We start from the raw sequence: 17865 nt of genomic DNA on the forward strand, positions 1-17865 counted from the left end.
ACTGCGTGTTGACTCACGGAAGATCGATGCTCGGTCCGCCTACAGTCTAAACCCGTCGGCCACATCGGTGAACCCGCCAAATCCCGACGATGTCCCTCTCATCGAGGTTTCGGTGCACGGTTCGGCTGCCCCAGCTGGCCGACGGCCTTGGTGATGAATTCGGTGAGCTCCTCGAGGGGGTAGGGCTCGGGTTCGGTGACCGCGAGGCGGATGAGCTGCTCGCCGACGGCGAGCAGGGAGACGGCGAGCAGTTCCGGGGCGAGATCGGTGAGCCCGGATTGCCGCTCGCGTCCCCATTCGATGAGGGCGCGGAGATTGTCGCGGGCGAATTCGCGCACCCCGGCAGCATATTCGCGCACCTCGGGGGGCGCGTCGTCGGCGGACGCGGTGAGCAGCAGCGCCGATTGGCGGTGTTCGGCGATGGCGCGCAGCAGGTTGGTGGCCGCGGCGGTGAGGATGGTGGCGAAGTCGCTGTCCTCGGCGAAGGCCGGCATGGCCGTGTCGAGGGTGTCGATGGTGCGTTGCCGTTCGCGTTCCAGCAGTGCCAGCAGCAGCGGGCCGCGGCCCGGATAGGCCGCGTAGACACGGGGTTTGGCGAGTTGGGCCTCGCGGGCGATCGCCTCCATGGTGGCCGCCGCGTAGCCGTCGCGGGTCACCAGCCGCAGCGCGGCATCGAGGACCTGGACGCGGCGGACCTCGAGGTCCATGCGCGGCTGGCGTTTGCGGGGCGACTCGACGGGCATGCCGTCCACCGTATGCGGTGTTCAGTACAGGCCGCGCAGCCCCACCGGGGGCGGAGCCAGTTGCAGCGGGGTATTGGCCAGCCAGGCCCCGGCGGGCCAGCACACGGGTGCGAGTCGCGACGCGCCGTCCCGCATGCGGCGGGTGACCGGGTCGCCGGCGCGCATGACGCGCAACGCGCGCGAGGACAGGTCGCGGTTGCGGATGCCCCAGGCGCGGCGGTGGCGGGCGACGCGTTCGATCGACTGCCGGGCGCGGCGGCGATCGCGGGTGCGAAGCGCGTGCGCGATGGCGGCGGCGGCGTCGGTGGCGTCGAAAACCCCGGAGTTGAGGCCACGTCCGCCCCAGGGCGCGAACAGGTGTGCCGCTTCCCCGGCCAGCAGCACTCGCCGGTGCGGATCGGTGTAGGTGTCGGCCACCGACTGGTGGAAGCGGTAGCTCGACACCCAGGTCACGTGGTCGCCGTACCAGGGGTCGACGACCTCGGCGGTCCAGCGGCGGATGCCGTCGAGGCTCGACCAATCCTCGACCTCGTCGCCGGGCAGGCATTGCAGGTCGATGCGCATGCCGCCGGCGAAGGGCATGTGCATGACATTGCGGCCGCCCAGCCGTGGACAGTTGTATTGGAAGAATCCGGGGGTGCGCGGTGTCGAGCCGTCGGGGTGCTCGGCGACGTCCACGATGACGAACCGGGCGTCGTCGGGGGTGCCCTGCAAGGTCGCGCCGATGCCGCCGCGCACGCGGGAACGCGCACCGTCGGCCCCGATGACGTAGGCGGCACAGAGGTTTTCGCCCGTACCGAGGACGAGGTCCACGCCGTCGGGATGGGTGCGCAGTTCGGTCAGCGGCGTGTCCCACCGGAACCGGACACCGTGCGCGAGGCACGCGTCGTAGAGGTGGGTCTCCGTGATCGCCTGCGGCAGGCTGACGCCCAGGAGCTCACTGGGCGCCAACCGGCCCAGCACCCCGCGCCGGGAGCGATAGCCGAACACCCGGCGCTCGCCGTAGTACGCGTCGTAGCCGTGGATCCGAATCCCGGCTGCCGCAATCGATTTGCCGAGGCCGGGCAGGACGTCGTCGAACCGGCGCACCGTGGGCGCGAACATTCCGATCGCTCGGCTTCCGGGCCGGACCCGGTCCTGTGCCTCGGCCTCCAGCACCGTCACCTCCAGTCCGTGCCGCGCCGCCGCGAGGGCCGCGATCAGGCCGACCGGACCGGCGCCCACCACCACGCATTGTTCGTTCATCGATTGGCTCCCAACGTTTTTCGACGGCCTCGCCCTGCCGTACGGTACCGTAACTACGGGTCCGTATCTACGGTTTCGACGAACAACGGCCCGAGATGACCTCGGGCCGTTGGGTTTCGGATTACCGTGGACGGTCGGCTACTTGACGGAGTCGGCCAGCCGCTGCGCGTAGGGGGCGACGAACTTGCCGACCACCGGCAGCTCCGCGCGGACGCCGCCGGTGTTGTTCGCCTGCACCATGGCCATGATCCAGACGACGACCGCGAGAATCGCCACCGCCAGCCCGGCGAGGCTGAAGATGATCCCCACGACGCCGAGCAGGGAGCCGACGATGCTCAGCACGATATTGATCACCGAGACCGCCCCGAAGAAGACGATCGATTGCGAGGCATGGAATTTCACGTCCGGGTCGTGCTTGCCGACGAACAGGAAGACGATGCCGGTGAGCCATCCCAGCGCGTAGGACAGGATCGCGCTGGTCTTCTTGTCCAGACCGGTGGACTGCGGCTGGTTGGCGGGAGGCTGAGAAAATGTCATGCGCCAAGTAGATGCGGCGGCCGCCACCTACCGATCCCAACTTTGCGCCGCCGCGAAGCCCGCCCACGACTCGCCGCCGACTCCTATGCTCTGGTCAGGCGAGCGAGGAGTTGCCATGGGACGGATCGTCTCCGCCGTGATCGGCGTGGTGTTGTGCGTGGTCGGGGTGGTCTGGATCGTGCAGGGTCTCGGATCGCTGCACGGCTCCCCGATGACCGGACACTCCGAATGGACTTACCTGGGTGCGGTTCTGGTCGTGGTGGGCGCGGGCCTGCTGCTGTGGACGGGGCTGCGGTCGCTACGACGCTGAGCGGTGCGCGGCGAGGAACAGGTCGTGTTCCGGGATCGCCTCGGGATGCGCGGGCAGGAATTCGACGATTCGTTCCCGCACGATATCGAGGCCCGCGGTGGTCAGCCGGCGGCGGAATTCCTCGACCGGGTAGCTGCTCACGGTGACCGGCCGGCCCATGAACTCGATGTCGAGACCCTCGATATCGGCGGGGACGGTGGCGAACAGGAAATGGCCGCCCGGGGCCAGCCAGTCGGCGAATTTCGCCAGCGCCGCATCGATTTCGGGGCGGGTGAGCTGGAGCAGCGGGAAGAAGGCGATCACCGCGTCCCACGTGCCCGCCGGGTAGGTCAGGGTGCGCAGGTCCGCGATCTCGAAGCGGGCCGCGGGAACCTGGGCGCGGGCGATGTCGATCATGCCCGGGGAGACGTCGCACCCGATCACGTGATGGCCTGCCGCGGCCAGCACTTCGGCGGTGGGCCGGCCGGTGCCGCAGCCGACATCGAGGATCTTCGCGGCGTCCGGCAGCCGGGTCAGCAGCCAGTCGAGTTCCTCCCGCTGGGCGCGCAGGCCCGCGAACGCCTTCTCGTAGTCCTTGCCGAGTTCGTCGAAGACCTCGGCCGCCGAAAGCCCCATCGCCCCAGACTAATTCAGCCGATCGCCGGCCGTGGCCGAACCGGTGGTCAGACGGTGACGGGCCGGTCCCAGTCGATGACGTAACGATGCACCGGGCCGAACATCTTCTCCGGCTTGAGGAAAGTCCGGGTAGCGAGCGGCATGACGAGCCCGAAGAGGGCTTTGGCCACCGGCCCGGACGTTTTGCCGTTGTTGGTCTTGGCAGCATTGTCCGAGATCTCCTCGACGCGGGGGCGGCGAAGACGTTCGTACGCGGCGAAAGCCGCTGTGGGGTCGGGGATGTCGCGCAGGCAGCGGGCCAGTTCCACGGCCGACTCGATGGCCAGCGACGCGCCCTGCCCCGAGCTGGAGGAGGGTGCGTGCACGGCGTCGCCGAGCAGCACGACCCGGCCGCGGTACCAGTGCGGCACGTGGGGCATGCGTTCCATTGGGCCGGTGACGATCATCTGGTCGACGCCGGTCTCGGCGAACAGGCGCTCGCCGGGGGTGTCGCCGACGTGCGCGGCACGCAGTTTCGCCAGCCACTCCTCGGCCGGGATCGCCTTGGCTTCGGCGAGGGTCATGGGCTCGGCCTGCGGGTAGTTGCTGAAGAAGACGTGCTTGCCGTCGGGTTGGCGCCAGTAGCCGTAGAAGGCGCGCTTGCCGAAGGCGAAGTGCATGGCCTCGATGTCGCCGCCACCACCGTCGGACAGCGCGCCCTCGGAGGTGAATTCGCCGAATCCGAAGCTCATCAGGCCGGTGTATTCCGGGCCGGGCGCGGCGGGGTCGACGAGGGTGCGCACGGTGGAGTGGATGCCGTCCGCGCCGATGAGGATATCGCCGGTGGCGGTGGTGCCGTCGGCGAAACGGGCGGTCACGCCGGTCTCGGACTGATCCAGGCCGACCAGCCGCTTGCCGTAGCGGAATTCGATGCCGTGGGCGGCGGCGTGGTCGTGCAACGCCCGGAACAGATCCGCGCGGCGCATGGTGCGGCTGGGGGGCAGGCCCGGCAGCGTGTCGACCCGCATGAGCTGCCGGCCGCTGCCGGTCTCCATCACCATGCTGTGCAGCGGGGCGCCCACCGCCGACACCGCCTGCTCCGCGCCGATGATGCCCAGGGCCGCAAGGCCATTGGGCGCGACGGTGAGCATGGCGCCGGTGTCCGTCGCGGCGCTGTCGTACGCCTCGAAGATCGTCGCCGTGATCCCCGCCTTCCGAAGTGCCAGCGCCGCAACCGGTCCCGCGATACCGCCTCCGATGATCAACGCCGTCTTGATGCCGTTCACAACCACTGCCCTCCGGGTCTTTCCTCCGATCGCGGTCGCGATCACAGGCCAATAGTATCCAGAGTACTAGTTTCTTTGCAACTAGTTTCGTGGACACGTCTACACATGAGAAACGGCGGGCCCCACCGGGACGAACCCGGTGAGACCCGCCGTCAGGGCAGATCGGCCGATCGGTCGGCCGGCGGTGCTACGCGTTCGCGCGCTTGGGCAGCTTCCAGCCCGGTCGCGGGAAGTGGCAGGTGTAGCCGCTCGGGTAGCGCTCCAGATAATCCTGGTGCTCCGGCTCGGCCTCCCAGAACGTGCTCGCCGGGGTCACCTCGGTGACCACCTTGCCCGGCCACAGCCCCGAGGCGTCCACGTCGGCGATGGTGTCCTCGGCGATCCGCTTCTGCTCGTCATCCAGGTAGAAGATGGCGGAGCGGTAGCTGGTTCCGATGTCGTTGCCCTGCCGATCCTTGGTGCTGGGATCGTGGATCTGGAAGAAGAACTCCAGCAGCGCACGGTAATCCGTCCGCGCGGGGTCGTAGAGGATCTCCACAGCCTCGGCGTGCCCGGGGTGATTGCGGTAGTTCGGGTTGTCGTTGCGTCCGCCGGTGTATCCCACCCGGGTCGACAGCACTCCCGGCTGCTTGCGGATCAAATCCTGCATGCCCCAGAAACATCCGCCGGCCAGAATCGCTCGCTGCGTGTCGGTCACGCTTCCTCCTTCGTGAACAGAGACTTGTACTGCCCGTAACCCTCGGCCTCGAGCTGGTCGAGGGGGATGAACCGCAGCGCCGCGGAATTGATGCAGTAGCGCAGTCCGCCCGCCTCGCGCGGCCCATCGGGGAACACGTGCCCGAGATGGCTGTCACCGAAGCTGGAACGCACCTCGGTGCGCACCATGAAATGACTGCGATCGGACTTCTCCACCACGTTCGCGGCGTCGATCGGCTTGGTGAAACTCGGCCATCCCGATCCGCTCTCGAACTTGTCGGTCGAGGCGAACAACGGCTCCCCCGACACCACGTCCACATAGATCCCGGGCTCGTGGTTGTCCCAGTATTCGCCCGTGAACGCCCGCTCGGTGCCGTTCTCCTGGGTGACGTAATACTGCTCAGGCGACAGTGCGGCCACGGCCGCCGGATTGCGGTTGTACTCCCGTGTCACTTGACCTCCTCGTATCGGCCTCAGCTACAACCCACCCTGCCCGCTGGAAAGTCCGCGCTCAACCCCGCGTCACAGTTCCGTCATTTCTCGCCGGACGGGCATACTCAACCAGCGTGAGCACGGCTGAGAACAAGGACGACGACCAGGTCCCGGCATGGGCGCGGCACACGGCCGGGGAATCCCGGTGGGCGGCGACCGCGGCCATCGTCGGAATCCTGGTGATGCAGTATTTCCTGCCCGCGCAGTTCACCGTCGCGCCCCGCTGGGTGGTGCCCGGCATCGGTCTGGTGCTGATGGCCGTGCTGGTGGCCGCCAGCCCGTTCCGGCTCGACCGGGAGGAAGTGTGGCTGCGGCGCGTCAGCCTGGGAATGATGGCACTGCTCGGCATCGCCCTGGTGTGGTCGGTGTATCACCTGGTGAAGGCGCTGATCGACGGTTCGGTCGCGGACAACGCGGCGGGTCTGCTGACCTCGGGCGGCGCCATCTGGCTGACGAACGTGCTCGTGTTCGCGCTCTGGTATTGGGATTTCGATCGCGGCGGTCCGGCCGCGCGCGCTCACGCGCGCAAACCGTATCCGGATTTCCTGTGGGTGCAGATGCAGAATCCGGATCTCGCCGACCCGGAGTGGGAACCGGAATTCCCGGACTATCTCTATCTGTCGTTCACCAACGCCACGGCCTTCAGCCCCACGGACGTGATGCCGATGTCGCGGTGGGCGAAGACGCTGATGATGGTGCAGTCGGCGGTATCGCTGCTCACCGTCAGCCTCGTCATCGCCCGCGCGGTCAACGTCCTGAAATGAGCCGGGCGTTCGTCAGCGGTTGAAGAACATGTCGGCGACCACCAGCACCACCGCCACCACCACGAAGATCGAGGCGAAGCCGATGGATTGACCGATGGTGCCGACGATTCCGGCGGTGAGGAACAGGGTCAGCACCGGGGCCCAGACGAACATGTCGGGCGGGCCGAACATGCGCTTGTTGCGGGCGGCGGCGGGGCTGCTCGCGGGGCGGCGTTGCTGGGTGGTTCCGCGTCCGGGTGTAGTCACCTGGGCGAGACTACAATTCGCTCGGCGTCGGCGCGACCGCGGGGCGGCGTGGCGGCAACGCGCAGCAGCCCACCACGCACGCGGCACCGTTGAGAGTGCAGCCGAGAGCGGTCATCTCGCTCAGCCGCGCGGGCGCGGCGCCGGAGAGTTGCTCCTCGACGAGCTCGGCCACCAGCTGCGCGAATCGCGGATCCGGTCCGGGCGTGGCCGCGCGCGCGAAGGCGATACCCAGTTCGGCCGCACGGTCTTTCGCCTCGTTGTCGAGATCCCAGATGACCTCGAGGTGATCGGACACGAAGCCGACCGGGCACACGACGACGGCCTCGACGCGCCGCTCGGCCAGGGTGTCGAGGTGATCGACGATGTCGGGGTCCAGCCACGGAATTCGCGGCGGCCCCGAACGCGACTGCCACACCAGGTCGTAGTCGTCGAATCCGGTTGCGGCAGCGCAGAGTCGGGCCGCCTCGGCGACCTGACGGCTGTAGAGGTTCTGTTCGTCGGGCGGGCCGGAGGCGGCATCCGCGGAGTTCGGTACCGAGTGCGCGGTGAACACCAGCCGCGCACCATTCCGCTTGTCCGCGGGCAATTCCGCGAACGCCGCGCGTATCGCGTCCGCGAACGCCGCGACGAACAACGGGTGATCGAAGTACTGCCGCAGCTTCACCAGATCCGGCGCGCCGGCGACCGCGGTGCGGGCGCGGGCGATGTCCTCGTGATACTGCAGGCAGCCCGAGTACCCGCCCCACGCCGAGGTGGGAAACACCAGCGCGGAACGGATTCCGTCGGCGCGCATGCGCTCCACGGTGTCTTCGACCATCGGATGCCAGTTGCGATTGCCGAAGTACACCGGCAATTCGATACCGCGCGCGGCGAATTCGGCCTCGATCGCCTTGATGATGTCGAGATTGAGGGCGTTGATCGGCGACACCCCACCGAAGTGCAGGTAATGCTGTGCGACTTCGGCGAGCCGTTCCGGCGGGATGCCCCGGCCGCGAGTGACGTTCTCCAGGAACGGCATCACGTCCTCGGGGCGCTCCGGGCCGCCGAAGGACAGCAGTAGCAGGGCGTCCACTTCATGAGCCGTGGGCTCCGCGGCCACTGCTCTCCTCCTTCAGAACTCGGTGATTTCCTCGATCAGGCGCCGAAGCCCTGGTCGGGGAACCAGGTGTTGTGGCTGGCGCCGCCGTCGACGTAGATGATCGAACCGGTAGTGCCGGGCAGCCAATCCGACAGCATGGCCACGATGGACTTGGCCACCACGGTCGGGTCGTCGACGTCCCAGCCGATCGGGGACGCGCCGTCCCAGTACTCGTTGAGCATATTGAGCTGCTTGGCGTCGTCGGTGGCGGTGCCGGCGATGGCCTTGGCGGCGAGGGTCTTGATCGGACCGGCCGCGATCAGGTTGGAGCGAACCCGCTTGGCCGCGCCCACCTCTCGCGCCACGTAGCGGTTCACCGACTCCAGCGCCGCCTTGGCGACACCCATCCAGTTGTAGTACGGCATCGCGGTGCGCGGATCGAAGTCCATGCCCACGATGGAGCCGCCCTCGTTCATTGCGGGCAGCACCGCGCGCGCCAGCGAGGCGTAGGACCAGGCGGAGATCTCGAACGCCTTGGCGGCGTCGGGACCCGGGCCGTCGAGGAAGGCGACCGCGTCCGGGCCCATCAGGGTCTTGGGCGCGAAGGCGATCGAGTGCAGCACGCCGTCGATGCCCTCGGGCGCGAGCTCACGCAGCTTGGCCGGCAGGTTGGCCAGATCCTCTTCGCTGGTCACGTCCAGGCCGATGGCCGGGGGGACCTCCTGCGGCAGCCGCTTGGCGATGCGGTCGATGAGCCGCAGCCGCTCCGGAATACCGGTGATGATCACCTTGGCGCCCTGCTCCTGCGCGACCGCGGCCGCGTGGAAGGCGATGGACGAGTCGGTGATGATGCCGGTGATGAGGACGGTTTTGCCGTCGAGCAATCCAGCCATGGGGTGGTCGGTTCTCCTCGTTCGTTGCGAATGCTGGGGGTGCGGTTCGGGGCGGGCGTGAGCGGAAAGCTCAGTGGCCCATGCCCATTCCGCCGTCGACGGGGATGATCGCGCCGGAGATGTAGGAGGCGTCGTCGGAGACCAGGAAGCTGATCGCCGCGGCGACGTCCTCGACCTGGCCCATGCGGCCGGCCGGGATGAAGTCCAGGACGTTCTTGCGCATCTCCTCGGTCATGTCCTCGCGGGTCATGTCGGTGTCGATCAGACCGGGCGCCACCACGTTCGCGGTGATGTTGCGCTTGCCGACCTCACGGGTGATGGCGCGGGCCATACCGATCAGACCCGACTTCGAGGCCGCGTAGCTGACCTGCGCGGGCGAGCCCATCTGGCCGACCACGGAACCGAGGAACACGATGCGGCCGAAACGGTGCTTGAGCATATTGCGGTTGGCGCGCTGGGCGACTCGCCACGCACCGGTCAGGTTGGCGTCGATGACCTTGGTGAACGATTCCTCGCTCATGCGCATGAACAGGGTGTTGTCCACGATGCCCGCATTGGCGACGACGACCTCGACCGGACCCTGGTGCGCCTCGACCTCGGTGAACGCGCGATCGACCGATTCGCCATCGGTCACATCGCATTTCACGCCGAAGAGCCCCTCCGGCACACCCGACCCGCGATGCGTGACGGCGACCTTGTGGCCGTCGGCGAGCAGGCGCTGGGCCACCGCGAGACCGATGCCGCGGTTACCGCCGGTCACCAGTACCGACCGGGATGTGATGTTCGACATAGACGCAAACCTATCTGTTCGTATTCGGGAGTCGGCGCGCGGTACCGAGTTACGGCAGACGCTGACGATAGAGCAGTGCGGTGAGCACGCCGATGGCGGTCACCACCAAACCGGCCCACAGCCACGGCTTACTGGCGTCGCCCATGGTGGTTTCGTAGCCGATCTGCTCTTCGAGAGTGTCGTAGACAGCCTTGAGCTCCTCGAGCGTGGAGGCGGTGTAGAAGTCGCCGCCGGACAGTTTGGCGATCTCGCGCAGCGAATCGTCGTCGACGGGGACGCGCACCCGCTGCGAACCCTTGCCGTCCTGGTCGGGGATCTCCACGGTGCCCCACGTGGTGCCGAACGAAATCGTCGACACCGGAATGCCTTTCTCCTTCGCCAGGCGCGCGGCGGTGAAGCCGTGGCGGGGATTCTCGACATCCTTGTCGTCCGGGACGGTCTGCTTACCGTCGGACATGAGCACGATGCGCGCCGGCGGCGGCTTCTCCGCGCCGCCCAGCACCGAGGCCAGGGTGTCGATCGATTGCAGGGCGGTGAGAATGCCCTCGCCGGTGGCGGTGCGCTCGGCGAGTTTCATATTGTCGATGGCCGCCTTCACCGCCTCCCGATTGGTGGTCGGCGAGACCTGCACCGACGCGGTGCCCGCGAAGGTGACCAGGCCCAGATTGATGCCCGGGGTGAGACCGTCGGCGAATTCCTTGGCGGCCTTCTTGGCTACCTGAATTCGGCTCGGCGGCACATCGGTCGCCTCCATCGACAGCGACACGTCGATCACCAGGATGACCGTGGCGCGGTTGCGGGGCACCTTCTTGGCGGCGGTCGGACCGGCCGCGGCGAAGGTCAGGAACATCAGGCCCACCAGGGTGACCGCCACCGAGATGTGTCGCCACGGCCGCGGTTGCGCGGGGGCGACCTTCTCGAGCAGGTCCATATTGGTGAAGCGCAGCATGTGCTTTCGCCGCCGCCGCTGCATCAGGACGTAGAGCAGCGCGATCGCCGCCAGCACGGCCAGGAAGGCCAGCCAGTACTGGTTGACGAAGTGCGAGAGGCTGAAGGTGGTGTTACCGATGGTCACTGTCGCGGCACCCGCCCGGCAGTCGGGGCGCCGAAGGTGTGGCGCCGGGTCGACACGAATCTCACCACGTCCGCGATCCAGTCGCGGTCGGTGCGCAGGGTCATTACCGGCGCACCGCAGCTGCGCAGCGCCGCCTCCACCTGGTCCCGGTGGCGCTGGGCCGCGCGCGCGAAATCGGCACGGAGCGTGGGGGTCACACTGAACTCGCGGGTCCGGCCCGACTCCGGGTCGTGCAGGACCACGTCGCCGACGTCGGGCAGGTCCAGATCGCGGGGATCGAGCACCTCGACGCCGAGCAGGTCGTGGCGGCCGGAGATGGCGCGCAGCGACCGCTGCCAGTCGATATCGCCGAGGAAGTCGGAGATCACCACGGCCAGACCGCGTTTGCGCTGCGGCCGGCGCAGCGCCTCGATGGCGTCGCGCAGATCTCCGCGCACCCCGTCGGGGGCGTGCGGGGTGGTGGCGATCTTGCGCAGCATGGCCTGCTCGTGCACGCGGCCGCTGCGGGCCGGAATGCGGATCAGCTGCTGGCCGTTGGCCACCACCGCCCCGATCCGGTTGCCGCCGCCGCTGGTGAGATGGGTGACCGCGGCCGCCGCGGCGACCACCAGATCCCGCTTCTCGCACAGCGCGGTACCGAAATCCAGCGAGGCCGACAGGTCGATCACCAGCCAGGTCTCGAGTTCCCGGTCGGCGATCATCTGCCGCACGTGCGGATGCGTGGTGCGGGCGGTGACCGACCAATCCATCTGGCGCACATCGTCGCCCGGCTGATACATGCGGGCGTCGCCGGGTTCGGAGCCGGGACCGGGGATCAGACCCAGGTGATCACCGTGCAGGACGCCGTCGAGACGGCGGCGCACGGTGAGCTCCAGGGTTTTGAGCGCGGCCGTCAACCGCGGGTCGGTCAGCTGCCCCTGCCGGAACGAGGGCGGGGCGTGCGTCGAGCCGCTGGGAGTTGAGATCGTCACGGGCGCAATCGATTCCGAGACCGGCCTCACTTCGGCTGGGGCTGACCGGGAACTCCGGGCACCTGGCCGTTGGGGGGCTGCGGAATACCCTGCTGCGGCGCGCCGCCGACCGGGGCCAGCTGCTGACCGCCGTGCGGGCCCATGGCCGGCTGGGGCGCGGCGGGCATCGGCGCGGCGCCGGCGGGAGCGTTGGCCTGGGCGGCGACCTGCGGCAGGCCGACGGTCTGCAGCACGCGCTTGATCACGTCGTCGGGGCTGACCTCGTCGGCGAGCGCGTCGTAGGACAGCACCAGGCGGTGGCGCAGCACGTCCGGGATCACCTCGACCACGTCCTGCGGCACCACGTAGTCGCGGCCCCGGATCAGCGCGACCGCACGCGCGGCGGCGATGATGCCCAGCGAGGCACGCGGGGAGGCGCCGTAGGAAATCCAGCCGGCCACGTCCTGCATGCCGAAGTCGGCGGGCTTGCGGGTCGCGGCGATGACGCGGACCACGTAGTCGACCAGGGCGTGGTGCACGAAGGTATTGGCGGCCACGGCCTGCAGCCGGACCAGCTCCTCCGGATCGAGAATGCGCTTGGCCTCCGGCGGGGTGACACCCATCCGGTAGATGATTTCGCGCTCCTCCTCGACGGAGGGGTAGTCGACGACGACCTTGAACAGGAAGCGGTCGCGCTGCGCCTCGGGCAGCGGGTACACGCCCTCGGACTCGATCGGGTTCTGAGTCGCCATGACCAGGAACGGGTTCGGCATCGGGTAGGTCTTGCCGCCGATGGACACATGCCGCTCGGCCATCACCTCGAGCAGCGCGGACTGCACCTTGGCGGGCGCGCGGTTGATCTCGTCGGCGAGCACGAAGTTCGCGACCACCGGGCCCAGCTCGGTGTCGAACTCCTCGCGGCCCTGCCGGTAGATGCGGGTACCGACGAGGTCGGTGGGCACCAGGTCGGGGGTGAACTGGACGCGGGAGAAGCTGCCGCCCACCACCTTCGCGAAGGTTTCGACCGCGAGGGTCTTGGCGATACCCGGCACGCCCTCGAGCAGGACGTGGCCGCGGGCGAGGACACCGACCAACAGCCGCTCGACCAGCCGATCCTGACCGACGATCACGCGTTTGACTTCGTAGATCGCCTTTTCCAGGGTCTGGACATCGCGCTCGAGGGTGTTCGATGGCGAGGGCACCGCATCCTTCACCGTGCTTACCCCGCTCACACCGTCAGTCGAAGTCACCAACATCCCCGCTTTCGCCTCGGTCTCTGTGCGTTCGGACCCAACTATTCCAGGTATCGCGCGCATTTGCCGCACCCGGTTGCGATCCGCGCACGAATTTCGGCCGTGAAATGTGGCTTTCGGCTATTCCCTGGCCGTCGTGCCGCGTTCGAGCAGCAGTTCCACGGCGTCGGCGACCTTGGTGTGGCCGCCGGTCAGTTCCACGATGACGCGGGTCAGCGCCGGGCGGTGCAGGGCGATATCGATGAAGGCGGCGACGTCCTCGCGGGCGATATCGCCGTACTCGATCGCGAGTCCGGCTGTGACCAGCCCGGTTCCGGGTTCGTCGCGCAGGGTGCCGGGCCGCACGATCAGCCAGTCCAGACCGGTCGCGACGAGATAGGCGTCGGCGGTCTTCTTCACCTTCATGTAGTGCTCGAATCCGGGGCTGGTGTCGCGGTCGCGGCCGGCCTCGGGAAACACCGACACCAGAATGAATCGGGCAATACCGGCGAACCGCGCGGCGTCGGCGCATTTTTCCAGCCCCCTGCCGTCGATCAGACTGGTCTGGTCCGTGCCGGTGCCGTGCGCGCCCGCGGAGAACACGATCGCGTCGTGCCCGTGGAATTTCCCGGCCAGCTCGTCCACCGAATCGCCGATGACATCCCCCAGTACCGGCCGCGCCCCGGCCGCCGCGATCACCTGCGCCTGCGCCGGATCGCGATGCATGCCCGTCACCTCGTCACCGCGGGCGGTCAGCAGCCGCGCGAGCGGTCGCCCGACACCCCCGGCCGCACCGATCTGGAACACTTTCACGAGCATCTCCTCTCGTCGTTGGCACCGCGTCCAGCTTCGCACCCGTCGCGCCCAGAAAGTTTCCGGGTTGTGGATCGGTCCGGAGAAACTGCTTCCAATCTTGCGAATGTCTCTGCCGCCGACCGCTTCCGCGCCGGTAGCGTTGTCGGTATCGGTCGACGGTGTCCGGTGATACGGGATGTGGTGTGCAGTGTGGGATTTCGAGGTTTCGCCCAAGCGATCGATCGGCGAGACGGTGTTGGCGGAACTAGAGCGGCGGGCGAGCGCGGACGCGGTGGCGCTGCGCGTCGGAGTGGTGGTCGCGCACAATGACGCGGTGCTGATGCTCGAGCACGAGGAGCACGCCGAGGGGCGCAGCCCGCTGCACCTGCCCGGCACCGTGGTGCGGTCCGGGGAGTCGCTGGCCGGTGCGGTGGTCCGCGCGGTCCGCGAGGAGACCGGTCTGGACGTGGTCGACATCGTGCGCCACCTCGGCAGCTTCGACTACCTCTCCGCAGCCGGAAAGCCGGTTCGCAGAGAGCATTTCGTGGCCGAGGTCGCCACCACCGGGCCGGTGCGGGTGACCAACTACGCCGACTACCGGTGGGTTCCGCTGGCGGGCGAACTGCCCGTCACGCCGTCGATCCGCCGTATCCTCGGGAAGTATCAGGAGTAGCGCGCAGCCGGGAGGACCACGTGCTGGAGATCGACACTCGACCAGCGGTCCTCGATCAGTTCACGATCGACGAGACCGGGCGCGCCGGGCGCCGCCCCCGCGGGGTGGTGTACCCGGTCGACACCGGTGAGGTGGTGACGGTCGTGGACTGGGCGCGCGAGCACGCCACACCGCTCATCACCCGCGGGGCCGGCACCAGCCTCGAGGGGCATCTGCTGGCGCGCGGCGACGAACTGGTGGTGGATCTGTCTCGCGCGGACCGGATTCTGGCCGTCACCCCGGCCGACTTCACCGCCACCGCGCAGCCCGGCGTCACCCGGACCAGGCTCAATGCGGCCGCGGCCGAATACGGGCTGCAGTTCACGGTGGACCCGGGGGCGGACGCCTCGCTCGGGGGCATGGCGGCCATCAACGCCTTTCGCGGCACCGCGTACGCCGAATCGCCCGCGCTGTTCGTGGACATCGAGTCCGGTTCGGCGGCGGCGGTGGCCGCCGACGAGAGCGAGATTCAGCGGATCTCCCACGCGCACCAGGCGATCGAGTCGGCCACCGCGCGCACGCACGGCGAACGGCACGCGCTGTGGGAGGACCGGCACCAGCTGTACTTCGCGGTCAAGGCGGCCAATCCGGGATGCCGTTTTCTGATCACCGATACCGCGGTGCCGTACTCGCGCATCGCCGGGGCGGTCGACACCGCCACCCGGCTGGGGACCGAGCTGGGGTTGCGCATCACGGTCGCCGGGCACATCGGCGACGGGAACGTGCACACCATCGTGCCCTATACCGACGCCGAATATCCTGCCGCGCAAGTGTTCTCGGATCTGGTGGTGCGGCATGCCCTGGAGGTGGGCGGCACCGCGACCGGTGAGCACGGTATCGGGTTGACCAAGAAGAAGTACCTGCGCGAGGAGCACGGGTCCGGGGTGGATCTGATGATCGCGGTCAAGCGCGCCCTCGACCCGTTGGGGCTGTTCAATCCGGGCAAGGTGCTCGACCTCGCCGCCGAGGTCTGATTGCGCAAGAACGGTCAAGCCGTCCGGGAACGGTGTGTAGCAGACTCGTCGGCGTGACCAACGGACGTGACCGCCTGCGCGAGTTCCTCGACTCGGTCCTCGCCGAGGACAATGCGACCCTCGACGCCATGGCGCAGGACGTGCACTCGTCCCCGTTTCATTTCGCCCGGCTGTTCTCCCGCGACACGGGCGAATCGCCGGTCGCGATGCGGCGGCGGGTGCTGCTCGAACGCGCGGCCTGGCAGTTGAGCCGGGGCGCGCAGGTCACCGAGGCGGCGTTCGCCGCCGGATACGACTCGGTGGAGGGGTTCACCCGCGCCTTCGGGCGCGCCTACGGGCATCCGCCCAGCCGCACCCCGGCCGAGGTGCGCTCGGCCTGGCTGCCGGCGGCCAACGGCATCCACTTCCATCCGCCGATGGCGCTGTGGGTGGAGAACGAACCGAAAGGCCGGCCCGACATGGACCCTACTTCGCTACTGCTGCATCACGATCTGGAGGACACCCGCGAACTGCTGGGTTTCGCCGCCGAACTCGACGAGCAGCGCTATCGCAGGACGCGCGAATCGCACACGGTGCCGGAGTGGGACGGTCGCGACGACTCCATCGCGGCGGCACTGCATCAGGTGGTGTGGGCCAAACAGGTGTGGCTGGCGGCCATCGACGGCACCGAGATGCCCGCTCCGCACGGCGACGATCCGGCCACGCTGCTGCGGCGGCTCGACGAGCTGACGCCGCCCTGGCTGGCGGTGATCCGTGAGATCGACCGGCGCGGCGGGTGGGGCGACACCCTCATCGACGCATTGTGCGAACCGCCCGAGAGCTTCGTGCTCGGCAGCGTGATCGCGCACGTGCTCACCTTCTCCGCGCACCGCAGGCAACTGGCCCGCGGCTGGCTGCGCACCGAACTGACCGACCGCACCACCGATATCGACAGCGGAGATCCGATTCTCTGGCTACGGAAGAGAGGCTGACTCATGTCCCGCACCGTCTACTACACCGGCACCTCGCTCGACGGGTTCATCGCGACCGCCGATCACTCGCTGGACTGGCTGGTGACCCGCGACAACGACGCCGACGGGCCGCTGGGTTACAACCCGTTCATCGCCAACATCGGCGCGTTGGCCATGGGCGCGAGCACGTATCAATGGCTGCTCGACAACGCTCCCGGCGAACCGTGGCCCTACGACAAGCCCGCCTGGGTGTTCACCCACCGGGTCTTCCCGGCCCGCGGCGACGGCGCGGATGTCCGCTTCATCCAGGATCCGGTGGAGGTCGTCCACAAGCAGATGGTGGAAGCGGCCGCGGGCAAGGATGTCTGGGTGGTGGGCGGCGGTGATCTGGCCGGGCAGTTCGCCGATCACGGGCTGCTCGACGAGATCGTGGTGTCCATCGCGCCGGTCACGCTCGGATCCGGCGCTCCCCTGCTCCCCCGCAAGCTGGAGCTGAAGCTCGCCGAGCTCGCGCAGAACGGCGAATTCGCCGCTGCCCGTTACGAAGTCGTGCGCGCATAGGCGTTTCGCCGCTATCGGCCCCGGTGACGGGCGCGATCCAGATACGACATGGCATGGGTCGCGATGTGATCGCGTAACCGTTGCACGGCCGGGGTCGGACGGTGGTTGCCCGTCACCAGTCCGATACTGCGGTCGCGATCCCCGGTCAGCGGGACGCGATTTAGACCCGGATGCGGCGTTTCGGGGGCGGGCAGGATCGCGATCCCCATGTTCTGGGCGACCAGGGCGCGCAGGGTGTCGAACTCGGTGATCTCGAATCCGACGTGGGGGGTGAATCCCGCTGCGGCGCACCAGGAATCGACCAGGCCGCGCAGGTGATAGGTGGGCGGGTTGGCGATGAACGGCTCGTCGGCCAGCTCGGCGAGGTCGATCTCGGTGCGGGTGGCGAGCCGGTGGTCGGTGGCGACATACAGGTCGAGGCGCTGGTAGCCGAGGATGAGCGTGGGCAGGTCGTCGGGGGCGGGGATGGTGACGGCCAGGTCCAGCCGGCCGTCGCGGACCATCTCCACCAGGGCGGTGCCGTGGGCTTGCACCAGGTGCAGGCGGATTCGCGGTGCGCCCGTGTGGAAGTCGGCGAGCATGGTCGGGATGCTGACCGGGCCCAAGCTGAACGGGAAGCCGAAGCGCACCAGGCCGGATTCGGGGTCGGCATTGCTGCGCACCACGTCGACCGCGTCGCCGAGGGCGCTCACCAGGCCGCGGGTGCGCTCGAACAGTTCCTGTCCGGCGGCGGTCAGGGCCACGCGGCGACCGATCGGTTGGAACAGTCGCACGCCGACGGCCTGTTCGACGGCCTTCAACCGGCGGCTCAGCGAGGACTGCGGCACCCCGAGCCGCTGTGCCGCGCGCGTGATGTGCCCCTCGTCCGCGGCCGCGTCGAAGGCGGCGAGCAGCGGAATCAGGGCCTCCACCTGGGGCGACGACAATTCATCCATATTCGGA

22 protein-coding genes are annotated in these 17865 nt (G+C 68.6%); 6 read left to right on the top strand and 16 right to left on the bottom strand.

What is annotated here, in order from left to right:
• Positions 1 to 98 precede the first annotated feature (98 nt).
• The 3 genes from D7D52_RS17920 to D7D52_RS17930 form a co-directional block, all read right to left on the bottom strand.
• Complete coding sequence (locus D7D52_RS17920) at positions 99 to 743, bottom strand: TetR/AcrR family transcriptional regulator (protein ID WP_162958384.1); 645 nt, start codon at positions 741 to 743, stop codon at positions 99 to 101.
• Positions 744 to 764: 21 nt separating this feature from the next.
• Positions 765 to 1988 (bottom strand): FAD-dependent oxidoreductase, encoded by a 1224-nt coding sequence (locus tag D7D52_RS17925; RefSeq protein ID WP_120737920.1) that lies wholly within the window; start codon positions 1986 to 1988, stop codon positions 765 to 767.
• A gap of 138 nt (positions 1989 to 2126) precedes the next feature.
• Complete coding sequence (locus D7D52_RS17930; RefSeq protein ID WP_120737922.1) at positions 2127 to 2525, bottom strand: DUF4870 domain-containing protein; 399 nt, start codon at positions 2523 to 2525, stop codon at positions 2127 to 2129.
• 115 nt (positions 2526 to 2640) lie between these two features.
• Between D7D52_RS17930 and D7D52_RS17935 the strand changes: the two genes are divergently transcribed.
• Complete coding sequence (locus D7D52_RS17935) at positions 2641 to 2835, top strand: hypothetical protein (RefSeq protein WP_120737924.1); 195 nt, start codon at positions 2641 to 2643, stop codon at positions 2833 to 2835.
• Here D7D52_RS17935 and D7D52_RS17940 read toward each other — a convergent pair.
• From D7D52_RS17940 to msrB, 4 genes are all read right to left on the bottom strand, one after another.
• The gene (locus D7D52_RS17940) at positions 2824 to 3450 is read right to left on the bottom strand and encodes a class I SAM-dependent methyltransferase (RefSeq protein WP_120737926.1); all 627 of its coding nucleotides are present in this window, start codon (positions 3448 to 3450) and stop codon (positions 2824 to 2826) included. The genes D7D52_RS17935 and D7D52_RS17940 overlap by 12 nt on opposite strands.
• A gap of 47 nt (positions 3451 to 3497) precedes the next feature.
• The gene (locus D7D52_RS17945; protein WP_120737928.1) at positions 3498 to 4715 is read right to left on the bottom strand and encodes an FAD-dependent oxidoreductase; all 1218 of its coding nucleotides are present in this window, start codon (positions 4713 to 4715) and stop codon (positions 3498 to 3500) included.
• A 187-nt stretch (positions 4716 to 4902) separates the two neighbouring features.
• Positions 4903 to 5412 carry a peptide-methionine (S)-S-oxide reductase MsrA gene (gene msrA / locus D7D52_RS17950; protein WP_120737930.1) on the bottom strand — a complete coding sequence of 170 codons (510 nt, stop codon included), beginning with the start codon at positions 5410 to 5412 and terminating at the stop codon, positions 4903 to 4905.
• On the bottom strand, positions 5409 to 5864 hold the full coding sequence (gene msrB / locus D7D52_RS17955) for a peptide-methionine (R)-S-oxide reductase MsrB (protein ID WP_120737932.1): 456 nt from the start codon (positions 5862 to 5864) through the stop codon (positions 5409 to 5411). The genes msrA and msrB overlap by 4 nt, the downstream gene beginning before the upstream one ends.
• 113 nt (positions 5865 to 5977) lie before the next feature.
• Between msrB and D7D52_RS17960 the strand changes: the two genes are divergently transcribed.
• The gene (locus tag D7D52_RS17960; protein WP_120737934.1) at positions 5978 to 6667 is read left to right on the top strand and encodes a hypothetical protein; all 690 of its coding nucleotides are present in this window, start codon (positions 5978 to 5980) and stop codon (positions 6665 to 6667) included.
• Positions 6668 to 6679: 12 nt separating this feature from the next.
• On the opposite strand, the gene D7D52_RS17965 is transcribed toward D7D52_RS17960, so the two are convergent.
• The 8 genes from D7D52_RS17965 to D7D52_RS18000 form a co-directional block, all read right to left on the bottom strand.
• Positions 6680 to 6913 (bottom strand): hypothetical protein, encoded by a 234-nt coding sequence (locus D7D52_RS17965; RefSeq protein ID WP_120737936.1) that lies wholly within the window; start codon positions 6911 to 6913, stop codon positions 6680 to 6682.
• 10 nt (positions 6914 to 6923) lie between these two features.
• Positions 6924 to 8012, bottom strand: coding sequence for a ferrochelatase (locus tag D7D52_RS17970; protein WP_120737938.1), 1089 nt, complete (start codon positions 8010 to 8012; stop codon positions 6924 to 6926).
• Positions 8013 to 8047: 35 nt separating this feature from the next.
• Positions 8048 to 8884: an NADH-dependent enoyl-ACP reductase InhA gene (gene inhA / locus D7D52_RS17975; RefSeq protein WP_120737940.1), complete on the bottom strand. Its 837-nt coding sequence runs from the start codon at positions 8882 to 8884 to the stop codon at positions 8048 to 8050.
• Positions 8885 to 8954: 70 nt separating this feature from the next.
• Positions 8955 to 9674 (bottom strand): 3-oxoacyl-ACP reductase FabG1, encoded by a 720-nt coding sequence (gene fabG1 / locus D7D52_RS17980; protein WP_120737942.1) that lies wholly within the window; start codon positions 9672 to 9674, stop codon positions 8955 to 8957.
• 49 nt (positions 9675 to 9723) lie between these two features.
• Positions 9724 to 10749, bottom strand: a complete 1026-nt coding sequence (locus D7D52_RS17985) for a VWA domain-containing protein (protein ID WP_246023922.1) — start codon at positions 10747 to 10749, stop codon at positions 9724 to 9726.
• A complete protein-coding gene (locus D7D52_RS17990; RefSeq protein WP_425464641.1) occupies positions 10746 to 11720 on the bottom strand; it encodes a DUF58 domain-containing protein in 975 nt (324 codons plus the stop codon). The genes D7D52_RS17985 and D7D52_RS17990 overlap by 4 nt, the downstream gene beginning before the upstream one ends.
• 26 nt (positions 11721 to 11746) lie before the next feature.
• A complete protein-coding gene (locus D7D52_RS17995) occupies positions 11747 to 12955 on the bottom strand; it encodes an AAA family ATPase (RefSeq protein WP_120737944.1) in 1209 nt (402 codons plus the stop codon).
• A gap of 117 nt (positions 12956 to 13072) precedes the next feature.
• Positions 13073 to 13744 (bottom strand): NAD(P)H-binding protein, encoded by a 672-nt coding sequence (locus D7D52_RS18000; RefSeq protein WP_120744216.1) that lies wholly within the window; start codon positions 13742 to 13744, stop codon positions 13073 to 13075.
• A gap of 178 nt (positions 13745 to 13922) precedes the next feature.
• Between D7D52_RS18000 and D7D52_RS18005 the strand changes: the two genes are divergently transcribed.
• The 4 genes from D7D52_RS18005 to D7D52_RS18020 are packed head-to-tail and all read left to right on the top strand — an operon-like array spanning position 13923 to position 16923.
• On the top strand, positions 13923 to 14399 hold the full coding sequence (locus tag D7D52_RS18005) for an NUDIX hydrolase (protein WP_120737945.1): 477 nt from the start codon (positions 13923 to 13925) through the stop codon (positions 14397 to 14399).
• Between the two features lie 20 nt (positions 14400 to 14419).
• The gene (locus D7D52_RS18010) at positions 14420 to 15412 is read left to right on the top strand and encodes an FAD-binding oxidoreductase (protein WP_120737947.1); all 993 of its coding nucleotides are present in this window, start codon (positions 14420 to 14422) and stop codon (positions 15410 to 15412) included.
• Between the two features lie 53 nt (positions 15413 to 15465).
• A complete protein-coding gene (locus D7D52_RS18015) occupies positions 15466 to 16383 on the top strand; it encodes a helix-turn-helix transcriptional regulator (RefSeq protein WP_222932847.1) in 918 nt (305 codons plus the stop codon).
• 3 nt (positions 16384 to 16386) lie between these two features.
• Positions 16387 to 16923 carry a dihydrofolate reductase family protein gene (locus D7D52_RS18020; RefSeq protein ID WP_120737949.1) on the top strand — a complete coding sequence of 179 codons (537 nt, stop codon included), beginning with the start codon at positions 16387 to 16389 and terminating at the stop codon, positions 16921 to 16923.
• An 11-nt stretch (positions 16924 to 16934) separates the two neighbouring features.
• Here D7D52_RS18020 and D7D52_RS18025 read toward each other — a convergent pair whose 3' ends face one another.
• Positions 16935 to 17858 (bottom strand): LysR family transcriptional regulator, encoded by a 924-nt coding sequence (locus D7D52_RS18025; protein WP_120737951.1) that lies wholly within the window; start codon positions 17856 to 17858, stop codon positions 16935 to 16937.
• Between the last annotated feature and the right edge of the window lie 7 nt (positions 17859 to 17865).

The organism is Nocardia yunnanensis (assembly GCF_003626895.1).
GTDB lineage: Bacteria > Actinomycetota > Actinomycetes > Mycobacteriales > Mycobacteriaceae > Nocardia > Nocardia yunnanensis.

Bases quoted from the DNA above. Each gene is read 5' to 3' on its own strand.
- D7D52_RS17920 (WP_162958384.1), bottom strand. From the start codon at position 743: ATGCCCGTCGAGTCGCCCCGCAAACGCCAGCCGCGCATGGACCTCGAG.
- D7D52_RS17925 (WP_120737920.1), bottom strand. From the start codon at position 1,988: ATGAACGAACAATGCGTGGTGGTGGGCGCCGGTCCGGTCGGCCTGATC.
- D7D52_RS17930 (WP_120737922.1), bottom strand. From the start codon at position 2,525: ATGACATTTTCTCAGCCTCCCGCCAACCAGCCGCAGTCCACCGGTCTG.
- D7D52_RS17935 (WP_120737924.1), top strand. From the start codon at position 2,641: ATGGGACGGATCGTCTCCGCCGTGATCGGCGTGGTGTTGTGCGTGGTC.
- D7D52_RS17940 (WP_120737926.1), bottom strand. From the start codon at position 3,450: ATGGGGCTTTCGGCGGCCGAGGTCTTCGACGAACTCGGCAAGGACTAC.
- inhA (WP_120737940.1), bottom strand. From the start codon at position 8,884: ATGGCTGGATTGCTCGACGGCAAAACCGTCCTCATCACCGGCATCATC.
- fabG1 (WP_120737942.1), bottom strand. From the start codon at position 9,674: ATGTCGAACATCACATCCCGGTCGGTACTGGTGACCGGCGGTAACCGC.
- D7D52_RS17995 (WP_120737944.1), bottom strand. From the start codon at position 12,955: ATGTTGGTGACTTCGACTGACGGTGTGAGCGGGGTAAGCACGGTGAAG.
- D7D52_RS18005 (WP_120737945.1), top strand. From the start codon at position 13,923: ATGTGGTGTGCAGTGTGGGATTTCGAGGTTTCGCCCAAGCGATCGATC.
- D7D52_RS18020 (WP_120737949.1), top strand. From the start codon at position 16,387: ATGTCCCGCACCGTCTACTACACCGGCACCTCGCTCGACGGGTTCATC.
- D7D52_RS18025 (WP_120737951.1), bottom strand. From the start codon at position 17,858: ATGGATGAATTGTCGTCGCCCCAGGTGGAGGCCCTGATTCCGCTGCTC.